The 14,329-nt window shown below is 62.5% G+C and carries 13 protein-coding genes, 1 tRNA gene and 1 pseudogene; 3 read left to right on the forward strand and 12 right to left on the reverse strand.

Annotated elements, in window-relative coordinates; genetic code table 11:
* Window positions 1-97 precede the first annotated feature (97 nt).
* The gene (locus AC04SF_RS30630; RefSeq protein ID WP_096459153.1) at window positions 98-784 is read left to right on the forward strand and encodes a D-lyxose/D-mannose family sugar isomerase; all 687 of its coding nucleotides are present in this window, start codon (window positions 98-100) and stop codon (window positions 782-784) included.
* Window positions 785-806: 22 nt separating this feature from the next.
* On the opposite strand, the gene AC04SF_RS30635 is transcribed toward AC04SF_RS30630, so the two are convergent.
* Genes AC04SF_RS30635 through AC04SF_RS30660 form a run of 6 tightly spaced genes read right to left on the reverse strand, consistent with a single transcriptional unit; the run spans window position 807 to window position 6,793 of the window.
* On the reverse strand, window positions 807-1,670 hold the full coding sequence (locus tag AC04SF_RS30635; RefSeq protein ID WP_488480826.1) for an RDD family protein: 864 nt from the start codon (window positions 1,668-1,670) through the stop codon (window positions 807-809).
* Complete coding sequence (locus AC04SF_RS30640; protein ID WP_488480827.1) at window positions 1,657-2,676, reverse strand: stage II sporulation protein M; 1,020 nt, start codon at window positions 2,674-2,676, stop codon at window positions 1,657-1,659. Before AC04SF_RS30640 ends, AC04SF_RS30635 begins: the two co-directional genes overlap by 14 nt.
* Window positions 2,673-3,977 (reverse strand): DUF58 domain-containing protein, encoded by a 1,305-nt coding sequence (locus tag AC04SF_RS30645; protein WP_488480828.1) that lies wholly within the window; start codon window positions 3,975-3,977, stop codon window positions 2,673-2,675. Before AC04SF_RS30645 ends, AC04SF_RS30640 begins: the two co-directional genes overlap by 4 nt.
* Entirely contained in the window at window positions 3,974-4,930 is a 957-nt protein-coding gene (locus AC04SF_RS30650) for an AAA family ATPase (RefSeq protein ID WP_096456881.1), read from the reverse strand. The genes AC04SF_RS30645 and AC04SF_RS30650 overlap by 4 nt, the downstream gene beginning before the upstream one ends.
* Window positions 4,917-6,131, reverse strand: coding sequence for a DUF4350 domain-containing protein (locus tag AC04SF_RS30655; RefSeq protein WP_488480829.1), 1,215 nt, complete (start codon window positions 6,129-6,131; stop codon window positions 4,917-4,919). Before AC04SF_RS30655 ends, AC04SF_RS30650 begins: the two co-directional genes overlap by 14 nt.
* A complete protein-coding gene (locus tag AC04SF_RS30660; protein ID WP_488480830.1) occupies window positions 6,128-6,793 on the reverse strand; it encodes a DUF4129 domain-containing protein in 666 nt (221 codons plus the stop codon). The genes AC04SF_RS30655 and AC04SF_RS30660 overlap by 4 nt, the downstream gene beginning before the upstream one ends.
* Window positions 6,794-6,902: 109 nt before the next feature.
* On the opposite strand from AC04SF_RS30660, the gene AC04SF_RS30665 reads away from it, so the two are divergent.
* Window positions 6,903-7,685 (forward strand): YciC family protein, encoded by a 783-nt coding sequence (locus AC04SF_RS30665; RefSeq protein ID WP_488480831.1) that lies wholly within the window; start codon window positions 6,903-6,905, stop codon window positions 7,683-7,685.
* Window positions 7,686-8,391: 706 nt separating this feature from the next.
* Here the strand turns inward: AC04SF_RS30665 and AC04SF_RS30670 are convergent.
* From AC04SF_RS30670 to AC04SF_RS30685, 4 genes are all read right to left on the reverse strand, one after another.
* The gene (locus tag AC04SF_RS30670) at window positions 8,392-10,077 is read right to left on the reverse strand and encodes a hypothetical protein (RefSeq protein ID WP_488480832.1); all 1,686 of its coding nucleotides are present in this window, start codon (window positions 10,075-10,077) and stop codon (window positions 8,392-8,394) included.
* Between the two features lie 185 nt (window positions 10,078-10,262).
* Window positions 10,263-10,336 (reverse strand) — tRNA-Cys (locus AC04SF_RS30675).
* Between the two features lie 189 nt (window positions 10,337-10,525).
* Window positions 10,526-11,119: a hypothetical protein gene (locus AC04SF_RS30680; protein WP_488480833.1), complete on the reverse strand. Its 594-nt coding sequence runs from the start codon at window positions 11,117-11,119 to the stop codon at window positions 10,526-10,528.
* 292 nt (window positions 11,120-11,411) lie between these two features.
* The gene (locus AC04SF_RS30685) at window positions 11,412-12,044 is read right to left on the reverse strand and encodes a hypothetical protein (protein WP_488480834.1); all 633 of its coding nucleotides are present in this window, start codon (window positions 12,042-12,044) and stop codon (window positions 11,412-11,414) included.
* A gap of 343 nt (window positions 12,045-12,387) precedes the next feature.
* Here AC04SF_RS30685 and AC04SF_RS30690 point away from each other — a divergent pair, with 343 nt between their 5' ends.
* The gene (locus tag AC04SF_RS30690) at window positions 12,388-12,624 is read left to right on the forward strand and encodes a hypothetical protein (protein ID WP_488480835.1); all 237 of its coding nucleotides are present in this window, start codon (window positions 12,388-12,390) and stop codon (window positions 12,622-12,624) included.
* Window positions 12,625-12,754: 130 nt separating this feature from the next.
* Here the strand turns inward: AC04SF_RS30690 and AC04SF_RS30695 are convergent, their stop codons facing one another.
* The gene (locus tag AC04SF_RS30695; protein ID WP_095201660.1) at window positions 12,755-13,135 is read right to left on the reverse strand and encodes a cupin domain-containing protein; all 381 of its coding nucleotides are present in this window, start codon (window positions 13,133-13,135) and stop codon (window positions 12,755-12,757) included.
* 146 nt (window positions 13,136-13,281) lie between these two features.
* Window positions 13,282-14,272 (reverse strand): annotated as a pseudogene (locus tag AC04SF_RS30700) (IS30 family transposase).
* Window positions 14,273-14,329 lie beyond the last annotated feature (57 nt).

The raw sequence follows: 14,329 nt of genomic DNA on the forward strand, positions 1-14,329 counted from the left end.
TGTTGCCAAGGGCGGGGCAGGCGGCAAGATGGATCGACACCGCAGCGGCGTTCGGCTATGCGATTTGTCGAAAAAGTCGACACGAAGGACCATGATCATGAAACGCTCCGCCATCAACGACATCATCCGCGAAGCCGACGCTTTCATCCGCTCGTTCGGCTACATCATGCCGCCCTTCGCCTACTGGTCGCCGGAAGAGATGAAGGCGCGCCAGGTCGATTCCTCGGCGATCTATACCTCGCGGCTCGGTTGGGACATCACCGATTACGGCCAGGAAAAATTCAAGGAGCTCGGCCTGTTCCTGTTCACCGTGCGCAACGGCCGCTACGAGGACATGAAGAAGGGCATGGGCATGCTCTATGCCGAGAAGATCATGATCTCGCGCAAGGACCAGCTGTCGCCCATGCACCGCCACAACATCAAGGCCGAGGACATCATCAACCGTGGCGGCGGCAAGCTGGTGCTTGAATTGTTCATGCACGATCGCGACGGTGGTATCGACCCAAAAGCGGAAGTGTCGGTGCCGGTCGACGGAACCATCCACCGGCTGCCGGCGGGCGGTCTGCTGAAGCTCGACCCGGGCCAGAGCGTCACGCTGCTGCCCGGCGTCTGGCACGCCTTCTGGGCCGAGGGCAAGGACGTGCTGATCGGCGAGGTGTCGACCGTCAACGACGATCTCACCGACAACGTCTTTCGCGAGCCGATCGGCCGCTTCTCCAACATCGACGAGGATGTCGCCCCGGTGCACCTGCTGGTGGCCGACTATGAGAAGTGGCTGGGGTAGGGCAGGTCAAATTGGTCACGCGCTACCGCGCGTACTTATCCGCCTTGCGGTTTCCAAGCAGAAGCTTGCGCTCCAGATGCGCCCTGAGCTCGCCGTAATAGGCGGTGAGGAAGGCTTTTGAATCGATCGGCTCGACTTTGGCGCCGATCTTGCCGCCGATGGTCTCGGCAACGGCCTTCATCGCGAAATAGTCGTCGCGGCGCAGCACTTCTTCCAGCTTGTGCAGCTCGGCGATGCCATAGGCATCGAGCTGCGCCGGGCTGAAATGGAAGCGCTTGGCAATCGGGTCTTGTCGCTGCGAAAGGTCCTCGACCAGCTTGAATTTCGGCGTTTCTACCACCCAGGTTCCGGCCAGCAGGTCGCCGATGCGCAAGCGATCGCGGTTGAACAGCAGGAACAGCGAAAACAGCAGCGCCCACACCAGGCCGAAAATCGTCGACAGCGTGTCGGCGACGCCGGCGCCGCCGCGCGCGGCGATGATCGACAGCGGCAGGAAAACCTCGATCTCGCGCATCAGGTTGCGCGCGATGACCTGATCGATCGAGAGGCCGGCGCCACTGCGCGAGGCGACCCGCACGCCGACGATCCGCTTGCCGGGCGTCGCGGCCCGCCGCCCCGCCTCGAAGGCGATGAAATAGACGTTGCGCAGCAGGAACATGAAGATCATCCAGACGATGAAGAGCGGCTCCGCCTCCTTCACGCCAAGGCCGCCGAGGCCGAAGATGATGACGAGGGTAACCGCGATGGCGGCAGCGACGATGATCACCACATCGAGCAGGAAGGCCGCAGCCCGTGTGCCGGCGCCGGCCAGCTTGACCCTGAGATCGACACCTTCCGGCGTGATCAGCGGCCTTGTCAGCGCGGCGGGGTTCCTAGCCGTTGCCATGCCGCACCATCCGGAACAGGTAGAAATAGGCGACCCACAACGCCAGCATACCGCCGCCTATGGCGTAGCGTGTCGCATCGCTGGTGATCGTCTGCCGGCCGATGCCTTCGAGCAGGCCGGCAAACATAAGCATGATCATGACACCGACCATGGCGGTCGCGGCTACCCGCCCGGCCTGGGCGGCGGCGGCCATCCGGGTCAGTTCCCCGGGGAAGGCTATGCGCGTGCCGATCCGCATGCCTGCCGCACCCGCCAGTGCGATGGCGAACAATTCCGTCGTGCCGTGGATCGACAGCCAGCCGCCGAGCTCGAAGCCCAACCCCTTGGCCGCGTAGACCTGGAACAGCGCGCCCAGCATGCATCCGTTCATCAGGATGATCAGCACGCTGGGCACCGCGAAAGCGAAGCCCAGTGCAAAAGCCAGGATCGCCACCTGCGTGTTGTGGGTGAAGAGATAGGCGGCAAAGCCGGACAGAAAATGGTCGCCGCCGCTGTCATAAAGCACGCTGCGCAGCGTCTCGGCCGACGAGTCGGGGTTGCGCCCGCCGGCGAGGCTCGGCGCAATGATGGCGTCGTACCAGCGGTTGTCGGAGGCCACCAGCCAGTAGGCGGAAATCGCGCCGATCACCGTCAGTCCGACCGAGACCCAGGTCTCGCGCCACAGATCGCGGATCGCCGCCGGCCAGTCGCGCAGGAAGAAATCGCCCACACGCTGCCTCAGGCCGCGCCGTGCGCCATAGAGATAGAAATAGCCGCGCAGGCTGAGTGCCTCGAGATAGGCGATCAGCGCGCTGTCGAGCGAGGTTGCGCGCGCCACGGAGAGCGAGGAGAGTGCCGAGCGATAAAGCAGTGGCAGCGACAGCAGTTCGTCTTCCGAAAGCGCACGTGGCGCGCGTTTTTCGACACGCGCAAGCAGCGCCTCGAACGCCTTCCAGTCGGCCTCGCGCTCCTGGCGGAAGCTTGCCAGCGACTGGCGTACCGCATCGGTGCCGGCGGGCAGCGTCATAAGAGGTTCTCCTCCTTGAGCTGGATATAACGCTCGACCAGTGCGGGACCGAGCCGCTGGTGGTCGGCCTCGATCACATGCGCGCCAAGCAGCCGTAGCCGCCCGATCACCACTTGCCGCTCCCGAAGGAGGCCGCCCGCGGTGACCGAGCGGGCGACATCTTCCGGCGTCTCGGGCTTCATGTCGGCCAGCGTCTCCAGCTCGACATCCTTCATCAGCATAAACAGAACCAGATGCCGCTCGGTCAGCCGGCCGACGGTGCGCAGCATCAGTTCGGCGCTGATCGGATCGACGAAATCGGTGAAGACGATGACCAGCGAGCGTCTGTCGAGCTTGGCCGCCAATGTCGTCAGGGCGAGCGTGAAGTTGGTCTCCTCGCTGGAATAGTCGATCTCGGCCGCACGCTTCTGGATCATCATGAAACTCGCCGAGCCACGCACCGCGCCGCTCGAGACGCGCGGCCTGGCATCGAACGAGAACAGGCTGACGAGGTCGCCGCCCTTGAGCGCAATGAAGGCCGACAACAGCGCTGCCGTTACCGCCCGGTCGACTTTCGGCACTCCGTCGACCGGCTCGCACATCAGTCGCCCGCTGTCGATCGCCAGCACGATGTTGTTGTTCTCCTCGACCCTGAACTCGCGCGCCAGAAGCTTGCCGTGACGCGCGCTGCGCTTCCAGTCGATCATCCGCCGGCCCATGCCTGGCTGATAGTCCTTCAGCGCCTCGAACTCGCGGCCCTGGCCGGCCCGCCTTTGCGCGTGGCCGTCAGCGAGCGCGGAACGCTGCAGCAAGGTGATCGCCTCATCGCGCGCGCTGCTGATGTCGGGCAGTATCGCCACTTTGCGGTCCATCGGCAGGACGACCTGGTTCCAGATCAGCCCGAACGGACCGTTCCAGCGCAGCCAGATCCGGTCGAAACTGGCAATGCCGCGCCTGCGTGCCGTGAATTCGAGATCGAGCGTGCCACCGTTCGCCGGCAACGCGCCGCCTGTGCGGTTGACCGGCTCCACACGCTGATCGTGGCCGACGCGCGCTTGCAACATACGCGCCCGCTGGCCGAGGCTGGCCGCGACATGCACGGTAAAACGCCCACCGACGCCGACCTGCGGTGGCGCCGAGAGACTGGCGCTGAGCGAGGCGCGTCCGCGCCCGGCCGCCGCGTCGACCGCCAGGAAGGCGAGCAGAATGCAAATCCACAACAGGCCGAGATACCAGAAGGAGGGCAGCGCAAGCGCGATCAGGAAGGCGGGGATGGCACCCGCCGCAGCTGCCCAAACCGCTTTGCCGCTTGGGTAGATCAACGGGGCGCTGCCGTCTGGTCGACAAGGTCCGAGACGATCTGCTCCACCAGCCGTCCGTCGATCTGCGCCGCCGGCGACAGGATGACGCGGTGGCGCAGCGCCGGCACCGCCAGCGCTTTGACGTCGTCGGGAATGACATAGGCACGGCCGTCGAGCGCTGCCCTGGCGCGGGCGGCACGCGCCAGCATGGCGCCGGCGCGAGGGCTGGCGCCAACCTCCAGATCTGGGCTTTCGCGCGTGCCGCGCACCAGGGCTGCGATGTAGCCGACGACGTCGTCGACCAGCGTGACATTGCCGACCGTGGCAAGTGCTGCCTCCAGCGTCTTGCGGTCGGTCTGCGCCTTGATGCCGTATTGCTTGATATCGTGCGAGGCGGAGCCGCCGCCGTGATGCACGATGATGGCACGTTCCTCCTGTGCATCGGGATAGCTTACCCGGTGCTTGAACAGGAAGCGGTCGAGCTGGGCTTCGGGCAGGGGATAGACGCCCTGATGCTCGATCGGGTTCTGCGTCGCCACCACCATGAAGTTCTGGCTGAGCGCGTGCGTGGTGCCGTCGAAGGTGACGGCATGCTCCTGCATGGCTTCCAAGAGTGCGGCCTGCGTCTTCGGCGGCGTGCGGTTGATTTCGTCGGCAAGCAAAAGGTCGCAGAAGATCGGCCCGCGCGTCAGCGTGAACTGTCCGCTCTGGAAATTGTAGATGTTGGAGCCGACGATATCGCCAGGCATCAGGTCTGGCGTGAACTGGATGCGGCCATAGGCGACGCCAAGTGCTTGCGCGAAGCATCGCGCGGTCATGGTCTTGGCGGTTCCCGGCGGGCCTTCCAGCAAAATGTGTCCGCCGGCGAACAATGCCGTCAGCATCAGGTCGACCGTGTCGTGCTGCCCGGTGATCGCTTTGCCCACTTCTTCCCTGATCGAGGTCGCCAGGGCCTTCACATCATCGACGTTCACCGAGCCTCCTTGTCGTCCAGTCATGCAGCTCCTGCGCTGCTTCATGCATTTGAGCCAGAGTCCTGGCTTCGTTCGTGGCCTTGTAACGACGGCTGAAGCCCTGCGGTTCGCCGCGGTCGCGGGAATCGAGCCAGCGGTCGAGCGCTTCGCCAGGCAAGCCTTGCGGCGCGCCGAGCAATGCGCCGGCACGCGCACGCATCAGCGCCGCATAGCGGTCGCCGAGCTCCTCGATCCGCCCGGCGCGCTTCAAAAGCATAGCAGTGGTGTCGACCAGCGCCCTTTTGCCGAAGGCAATCGCCCGCGCCTCCGTGCGCGGCGGTCCGAACCGGCCGAGCCCGTGCAGGAACGCAAGTGCGGCGGCCGCCAGAACCGACAGCGTCAGCGCCAGGAATGGCGGTTCGACCAGGAGTTTCGCCAGATCGTATTTCTGCCCGATGCCATGCAGTGTCAGGTCGAACATCACCGCGCCCTTGCCGGGCTCCAGCATGGCGATCATGTCGAGTGCCGCCGCCGCCTTTTGCGGGTCCTTCAACGCCGCATTGTTGATAAGATCCGGGTCGGTCAGGATGTAGAACGGCTCTTTGTCGAGCTCGGAGAGAACCGCCCTGCCGGTACCCGCCGCGATCAGGGGGTGGTCGTCGGCCACCCACTGCAACTCGTCGGGCGCGGCGACTGTACGGCCTTCGACATCAAGTTGTTTTATGGTGCTGTCGCCTTCACCGAGCTTTGCCTTGGTGATGCTGCCGAGCCAGTCGTTGACAACCGTATCAGGCAGCCGCTCGAGCTTCATTTCCCACCCTTCGTGCGCCTGCTGCGGCAAGGTGATCCATTTGGGCAGCACGAACAGCGTGGCTTTGCCCGAGCGAAGCTTGATGATTCTTGCCAGCGCGGCCGGGTCGCTGTTCGGCGCGATGGTGACGATCAGCAGGAAACGCGATGCCAGGCCGGAACTTAGAGCCTCCTCGCTGCGGGCCATGGGCGGCGACTGTCCATTGGCAAGTTTCAGCCATTCGACGAGCCCGGCATAGCCTGAACCGCCCTTGGAGAGCGGCGTGCCGCCACCTTCCGGCTGGCGAAAGTCCGGCGCGTAGGTCGACAGCAGGAAAAAGCCCGCCGCCGCGAGCAGGCTGGCAAAAATGCCCCAGAACAGGGTTTTTCGGCTGAACGGTTCCTGCGCTGCCTCGGCCGCCGGTGCGCTCATGCCCAGGCATCCCGGAAGGCGAAGCGTTCATAGGCGCCGCGTGCCTGCTGCCAGCCCTCGGCACCGACCGGCCGGCGGGCGAACAGGGCGGCCTCGACGATGCGCGCGATCTCGCTGAATGCCTGGCGCGCCCGCGACGGCAGCGATGGGGCCGTGGCAATGTCGCGCGACGTCAGCGACGGGCGCAGGAAGTCGGGCAGTCGCCCCGCAATGTCGGCGACGCTGCGGCGAAGCAGAAGATGCACCGCCTCGTCATAGTCGCCTCGTGCGGCGAGCGCGTCGGCCTCGGAGAGCAGGATCTGCGCCGCCGCGGCGTCCGGGCGCCATGCCTCTTCAGCCTCGGTCTCCTTGCGCGCGCGCCGCCACGGCAGCCGCCAGGCGACCCCCTTCGCTTCGAGGGCGACGAGCAGCGCAATGACCGCGACACCGATGATCACAGCGCCCCAGAACAGATAGATCATGTAAGGGCCGATCTTCGCCAATGCGTCCAGAAAAGGCCTCAGCCATTCCGGCGGCGTGGGCTGCACCAGCGTCGGCAGGTCAAACTGGATCGAATCGTCCGACAGCAGCTGCTTGTGCACTTTGGCCAGCCATTCGGAGTCTACCGGCTGTGCAACTGTCACCCGCTCGCTCCCCTGCAACCTGCGGTTCGGCGCCGACACTGGCAATACGCCTCGACAATTGCAAGTCCACTGGACGAAGCCTTTCAATCTTGGCAGATTTACTTTCGATGTCGACCGTTTGGATGCGGCGGCGACCGGGGGAAATGTCATGACCACTGCGACACTGGGACAACCCAGCCGGTTCGAGATCGGCAGGGTGTTCAACAACACCTTTGCCGTCATCGGCCGCAACATTGGGCTTTGCCTTGGCCTTGCCGCGCTGTTCGCGGGCGTGCCGACACTGCTTATCCGGTTGTGGACCCAGCCGCAGATCGACGCGATGTTGCATGGCGATCCGGGCGCGATGGCGGATCCCCATGCGATGTTTCGCAATTCCTACCTCAGCCTCATCGCCGGGCTGGTTTCCTTCGTTTTCACGCTGCTGCTTCAGTCGTCGCTGGTCCGGGCGACCATCGAGGACCTGAATGGCAGGCGGCCGGCCTTCGGCGATTGCATTCAGATTGCCGTCCGCTTCCTGCTGCCGACGCTGGCGATTGGCTTCCTCGTCGCCCTTGGCGCCGGCCTTGCCATGCTGGCCCTGATCGTGCCCGGCATCATCTTGTGGCTCGGATGGTCGATGTCTGTGCCGGTCCTGATCCAAGAGCGGCGGGGCGTGTTCGGTTCGATGTCGCGCAGCCGCGCCCTGACAAAGGGCAACCGCTGGTCGCTGTTTGGCCTGTTTCTCATACTGATGATCATCGCGATGGTCATCCAGTGGGGGATATTGCTGGTTTTCGTCCTGTTTGGTGGAATTCTGGCTCAGCTGGGCGCTGCGCTGGTGCAGACCGTGGTCTCTATGGTGCTGTCGATCGCCGCCGCGGTCAGCTATGTCGAACTGCGCCAGGTCAAGGAAGGCGCAAGCATCGACGAACTGGCGCAGATATTCGCGTAGCGGATGGCGCCATTCGCCCGAGGGGCGACAGCCCACTTCAACGACAGCAGCAGGGATCTGATTGCACGCTCGGCACAGGCATGGCGAACTGGATCAGGGACGACGAGGCTTGAGGGTTTGAGAGTAGACCAAGTCCGACGCCAATTTGCGGCAGCTTCATCAAAATGGATGGCGACTTGCGGCGACGCCTATGGTGGCATCCAGCCCAGGTGGAGTGCGGCCCACCGGAGCAACAGGTGGTTCCATCCTTCCGGTGAGTGGGCCAACTCCCTCATTGAGCGGGCCTCTTAATAGGCTCCGACCGAGGAGAGTCGATATGCAAGATTCTGCCGAGAGGAACAAAAGGCCGCCTCGTACCCAACCAGCCGAAGATGAGCGCCTGGCGCGGCTCGAGAAAACAGCCAGGCTCAAGCGGCTTCGGTCTTACGCTTCCTGGCTTGCGCCTGACGCATGTGCCCAATTTCACGACGAGATCGACTGCTCTGCGCTAATTGAGGAAAGCCGTTCATTGAGCCTGGCATGATCGGCTGATGCCGTTTTCCCTCGCCTGATCAAGAATGCGCGCAGCGTACTTCGGCGATCAACCGGGGACTGACCGCGCCGCGGCCATAAAATGCTTAGCCAAGGCCTGGTCTGTGCGGTGGCGGCTCGGGCATCCATCTCCTGAAGGCCGGGTTCGGATAGAAACATCCTCAGATTGGAAATCTCAGTGACAGCAGCTTGGACCCGCTTGCACGCTCGTCCGGCACAGGCAGGACGAGCTGATCGTCACATCCGCCTTGGCCACCGCCGCAGCGAGCTTGGCCCGCAACCCCGGCAGCTCTTTGCTCTCGCCACGCCGCCTCAAACATTCCACCAGCCCGTGCAGCGACCAGACATTGTCCGGGTGCTGGGCGCAACGCTGCACCTTGCCGCTTAGGCCGAGATCGTCGCGATAGACCTGCTCAGCCTCTTGCGCGTGGCCCTGGTCGAGAAGCAGCGCCGCCAGCGCATGGCGGGGAGGGTGCATCCACGCCCATGGCTCGGTGTAGGAGAGGTTGTCATCCAGCTCGATCGCTTGCCGCAAATGGGCGTAGGCTTCGTCGTGCCGGCCCTGATGGTAGGCAAGCTCGCCATCGAACAAGGCGGAACCGACGGCGAGCGAGGCGCGGGTCGGGTTGCTGAGAAAACGCCGCTCGGCCGGAATGTCCGCCACATGCCGGTGGAACCGCTCACGCTCGCGCTCGGCTTCAGCGAATTGCCTCAGCGTCGCATGCGCGACGCCTTTGCCGTAGTGCTGCATCGCCGCCGTCAGCACATAGAGGCCCGGCTCTTCGACCGCCGGTTCGTCGATGATCTCCTGCCAGCGGCCGAAGCGCACCAGCACATGCGATTTCATCGCATGATAGCCTTCCACCGTTTGCGTCAGCTTGGGCCGGTCCTGGATGGCGACCACGTCGCGCGTGACCAGGCTGCGCACCTTGTCGGCGGCCCACAGCGCCGGTCGGTACTGGCCAAGGAACATGCAGGTGAACATCATCAGATGCAGATCGTGGCAGCAGCCGAGCAGGTAATAGGTCGGCTCGCCGGCATAGGCGAGATAGAGGTCATTGGCGCGGACCGCCTTTTCGCTCGCAAGCTTCGCCTTCTCATAGTCGCCGCACAGCACGTGGATATGTCCCGGCATATGGTTCATGTGCCCGGCGTCTGGGCACATTTCGCCAAGCAGGTCGGCCGAGCGTAAGCCGCGTTCCGGCATGGTGGACATTTCCAGGAGATGGATGTGCAAGTGCAGGATCGCCGGGTGTTGTGCGGCACCCGCCTCGTCGGCGAGCCGGATCGACCGCTCACAGACCTCCAGAGCTTCAAGCACGTCCGAATTCGGCGCCGGCGCACCGGTCTTGAGGTTCCACAGCCGCCGCACGGTGCGCATCATCAGAGCCTCGACCAGCAGCGCCATCACATCATGGTCGTCGGGAAAGTTTTCGTAGACCCGCCGCATCGCGGCGGCATAGGCATCGTCCCACTGTTCGAATTCCTGCGGGCTTACTCTGTGCGGCTCCTGGAAACGGCATGCCTCCGCCTCGATCAACTGGCGTTCGACATCGCTGGCGCCAGCCGCATTGGCGCGCGCCAGCTGGACGTGCTCGTAGCAACGCTTGGTCGCGCTGTTGGCCTCGGCCTCGCCATGCTCCTTCCAGGTCAGATTGTAGAAAGGCCCGGCGGCATAGGCGATGCCCCAATGCACGAAAGCGCAGCCGGGATCCGTCTCCAGCGCCTTCTCAAAGCACTTGATGCCTTCCTCATGGTTGAAGCCGTAGCACCAGTTGAGCCCGATATCGAACCAGCGCTGGGTCTCAGTGGAGCGCGTGGAGATCGGGCGGCGATAGGTGCCGAGATTGAAGCGGTCCATGGGTTCTCATTCAAAGTCTGGTGAGCCGCGAGCCAAGCGGCACCAGATTCCTTCGCCATCAATGTGTGCCGAAATCTGGAAACATGGCAAACGCCATGAGCAGCACCGCCACTGTTTGAGAGAGTAAGGCAGGCGTCTCTGACAAAAAAGCCGCCCGGCTTGTACAAGCGGGCGACTTTTGAAAGTGGAGGCCTGAATGGGAATTGAACCCATTACGTCGGTTTTGCAGACCGATGCGTCACCGTCCCGCCCTCAGACCGTGCTGGTCCTATGGCCACCCCATCAACACCTAGTCAAAGCTTTGCAGGGAACCTTGCTGCTGCGACTGAAGGGAACCGCCGCTCTTCTCGATTTCACCAATTATCGGAAGATGGTCTCTGTGCTGGGCAGGTCGATACGACCGCCTCCTCCCGCAAAGTCATCAGCCCGTGGGTCTGTTGTGATCTCGTCACCGGCACGGGATTTTAAACGCTCCGGAACTCAACGAATTGGCGAGCCTGTTCGAGGCAGACAATGTCTCAAATTGGGCTCGGTCGAAGCGAATTCCGCAATAATCGGGCAGCCACTTCAATATCTTTTCTATGGGACCGGCTGTCACTCGTTCGCGGGTGACCTCCAGTGCAATGCGTTTCAAGGATACACCCGGTCCAAAAGTCGCCTCAAGGTTATGGGGATCGACCTCTCTCACTGATTTCGGGTCGGAAAGATCATCAAACGTCACCAGTTCCGGATAGAGGCTGTACGGCACGAAACCTGTTCCGTGCTCGGTGCTCAGCGCACCGAAGATCTGAGAACTGGTTTCGCTCGCCTTGAAATGGAAAGAAACCATCGCGCGCTCGGTCTCACGGTCGTTGAGCACCGCAAAGAGATACCTGCCCGGCGAGACCTCCACAAACGATGACTCTCCCCTGATCGTGCTGTGCAAGTTTCCTGCGGTGATCGGGACCCATTTGGGCGCTATGCTTATGGCTTCCGAAATGGTGCTTCCCCCTGATACAAGGCCAGTAGGGTATTCACCTCGAGCACGAGCCTTTGATGCCATTCCCAACTCCGGAATCCAAGTAACCTTGGCCCCAGGAACCAGACAGCAAGAGCGGCAGAGATGACGATGATGATGACCTGGTTACTACGTCTCAACTCCACCCTCCCTCGGGGATCATCGAGTTTGCCTTTATAGGCGTCATTCATGAATGAAGACTTGGTCCAGCGCACTGCGCCATCCAAGACTGCAAAAGCTTGCTTTGGGGATTTCGCGAGAAACTTCTGGCTGGGGAACCTGGATTCGAACCAGGTTTTGGGTGACGATAACGCGGACTGTCTGTGGCGCCCAGCCCCTAGTTGGTCCTGTCGGGCGGCCCCTCGCTTTGCCAACCGGCCAGTTCCGGCAGGTCGTCAAGCCAACTTTTCTCGCTCATCAAGGCATCGCCGGCCTGCGGCGCAGCCTCCGTAGCGTTTTGAATCAGCCAGTCCATCCACTTCCGGTAGGCAACCGGATCAAGCTGGGGCGGCAGCACCTTGGCCTTGAGCAGCATCCGCTTGCGGAAACTGGTTTGCCTGCGCAGTTTGGTCGTCGTGAATTTGATGACCTTGCCCTGGTATTCAACCGTCCAGCGGTCGCCTCCGAGACTGACAAGGCTGTCGATGGCGAAACCGGCGTCAACCGGTCGATCCCGCCAGGGAAGCTCGATGGCATTCTTCCTCAGATCGAGTGCCCAACGCCTGTAGCTGGCCCCCGCACGTTGGGGCGGCAGCACACCGGTCTGTTCGAGCATCTTCCTGCGGAAGGTAGGCTGCTTCTTGAGCTGGCCGGTTGTGAACTCGACGCGATGCCCACGAAACTCGACATGCCAGCGGATCCTTCCATTGCCGACATATTTCACCAGCCTGTCGATGAGGAATTCACCATCGGCAAGCGTCACGCAGCCTTGGTTGATGCTTTCGAGAATGAACTCGGTGTCAGTGACCATTACGCAGCCCTGTGGAGGAAACTTCTACGCAGCTTAGCCATTGGTAGGCACCGGCAGCCAATCTTTTTTGCCTGCAAATCTCACCTGCTTCGACTGCCACTAGGCCGCCCATCCTGACACGAATGTGCAAACCGTCGTGTTACGGTCCGATGGTGTCATGTCATCGAACTGATAGCCATCGAAGCAAATGGGAGAGTTCGCCACGTCCAGGATCAATCGCCGCGCCTTGCTTTTCCACTCCGGCAGCGCAGTCGTCGCCTCGACGGCTGCGGCAACGGCACTCGGCACAGAGCCGCCGGGCCGAGACCAGGAACCGTCCGATAGACTGCGAGAGCTGATTGAGGTGCACAGGATTGCATATGCGGCGTTCGGCAAGTCGCTGCACGGCACAGGCGCCGACTCCGACAGAGCCAGTCGGGAGGAGGAGAGGGCGCTGCTCGCCATCTGCGGCCATACTGCGGTTGAGGAAGGCGATCGCCTGGCCAAGGCCCGATATCTTTTGGAGATAGAGGCGCGCGGCGAACTCGACCTTCCGGAGCATATGCAGGCTGTTCTTCGATCGACGATGTGGAAGGGATAAGGCAAGCGGCACGCAACCACGACAATGTCATCGCGCTGATGCGCGCAGCGGTCGCGGGCGACATATTCATGTCGCGACAACAGCCTCGCCGCCTGACGCGAACCTTTTAGCCAGCAGGTTGCAGCTTACCCTACGCCGGCTTGGCGTATTGCTCGGCGCTCATGACCTCGATGCAGACGAAGCGTTCGTTGCCTTCCACCCAGGCGTCGTGGCCGGGCGGGATCGTATAGGACGTACCCTTCGTGAAGGTTTTCTGAGTCCCGTCGTTCATCCTGATGGTAATGGTTCCGGAAACGACGTAGCCGACATGCGATACCTGACAGCTATCCGTCTTGACGACCGGCTTCACGCATTCGGACCATTTCCACCCCGGCTCCATATTGAGCCGCCCGAGCGTAAAGCCTGGAAGCCGCACGACCTCGACGCGTGTCTTGGCGGGCGAGCGAACCTCATCCGGGTTGTCGTGAGATTTGGATTCAAGTTTGGTGACATTCATTCCACCATCGGCCATGGCATCCTCCCATACGCGACGCGGAGCCCAATGCTGGCACCTTTCCGTTATATTAGCAATTGCTTTTATATCAGCGAAGGTCGACCACAGCCGGCGCTCACCTACCTAAACGGGTGACCTGGAATGGCCCATATCAGGAGGTGGGTTCAACCGGTCACTGCAACACCTTCTGTAGCCTATCGGCGGGCGTTTCGAAGTCCAGGGTTTTTCGGGGGCGCTGATTGAGCCGCAGGGCGACGCCGTCGAGTTGGGCCTGCGAGACCTGCGAGAAGTTGGTTGTTGTCGGGAAGTACTGCCTGAGCAGACCGTTGGTATTTTCGTTGCTGCCGCGTTGCCAGGGACTGCGCGGGTCGCAGAAGTAGACCTGTAGATCGGTTGCGACGGTGAAGCTCTTATGACGAGCCATCTCCTTGCCCTGGTCCCATGTCAACAATGGCCTGGGATGGCACGATCCTCCGCCTCTGCGGGACGCTCGCGGATGGAGACCATATCGAGGATTTGACCTTGCCCCGTTCGGCTCTGTGCACCTATGCCGAGGCGCATCTGTCGTTTGGTGCGCAGGTGCGCTGTCAGTTCCTTCTTGAGCACCCCTCGCGACTGGATGAATAGGCTGCGATAGATCGCTTCATGAGATATCCGCATGCTTGGATCGCCTGGGTACGCTCGCCTCAGCCAGCCCGCAATCTGCTCCGGCGACCATTGCAGCGCCAGCTTTTGCGCCACCCGCCACCGTAGCCGTCCAGAGCGCGCCAGGCGACATTGCTTCGGGCGTAGCGCGCGCTGCCAAGCCTGCTTGTCGGCCCGGGTTGCGCGATACGTTTGTGCACCGCCATTGCGAGAGATCTCCCGACATATTGTCGATGGGGATCGCCCGAGACTTCGTGCAATAGCGCGTATCGCGAGACCCGCCGCGATCCCGCGAGAGATCTCTTCGCGCTCCGCCAGCCCGAGCGCCGAGGCTGCTCTACGCCTTGCTGAGGGAGCAATGCCGCCGTGTAAGGATACGATCCGCTGAACGCCGGTCTTGTTCCGGCGGTCCAGTGCCCGCGAGATCGACGAAATGCTCTGACCTTGCTTCCATCGCTCCCAAAGCTCGGCCTTCTGCGCTGACGTAAACCAGATCCGTGACGTCACCATGCAACACCTCCTCATCCTCTCAGATTAAGAGTGTTGCAGTGACCGGTTGAACCCACC

This window comes from Mesorhizobium sp. CNPSo 4671, from assembly GCF_057784245.1.

Coding starts and splice junctions, on each gene's coding strand:
- AC04SF_RS30635 (WP_488480826.1), bottom strand. CDS start 1,670: ATGGCAACGGCTAGGAACCCCGCCGCGCTGACAAGGCCGCTGATCACG.
- AC04SF_RS30695 (WP_095201660.1), bottom strand. CDS start 13,135: ATGGCCGATGGTGGAATGAATGTCACCAAACTTGAATCCAAATCTCAC.
- AC04SF_RS30685 (WP_488480834.1), bottom strand. CDS start 12,044: ATGGTCACTGACACCGAGTTCATTCTCGAAAGCATCAACCAAGGCTGC.
- AC04SF_RS30665 (WP_488480831.1), top strand. CDS start 6,903: ATGACCACTGCGACACTGGGACAACCCAGCCGGTTCGAGATCGGCAGG.
- AC04SF_RS30630 (WP_096459153.1), top strand. CDS start 98: ATGAAACGCTCCGCCATCAACGACATCATCCGCGAAGCCGACGCTTTC.
- AC04SF_RS30670 (WP_488480832.1), bottom strand. CDS start 10,077: ATGGACCGCTTCAATCTCGGCACCTATCGCCGCCCGATCTCCACGCGC.
- AC04SF_RS30680 (WP_488480833.1), bottom strand. CDS start 11,119: ATGGCATCAAAGGCTCGTGCTCGAGGTGAATACCCTACTGGCCTTGTA.
- AC04SF_RS30655 (WP_488480829.1), bottom strand. CDS start 6,131: ATGAGCGCACCGGCGGCCGAGGCAGCGCAGGAACCGTTCAGCCGAAAA.
- AC04SF_RS30640 (WP_488480827.1), bottom strand. CDS start 2,676: ATGACGCTGCCCGCCGGCACCGATGCGGTACGCCAGTCGCTGGCAAGC.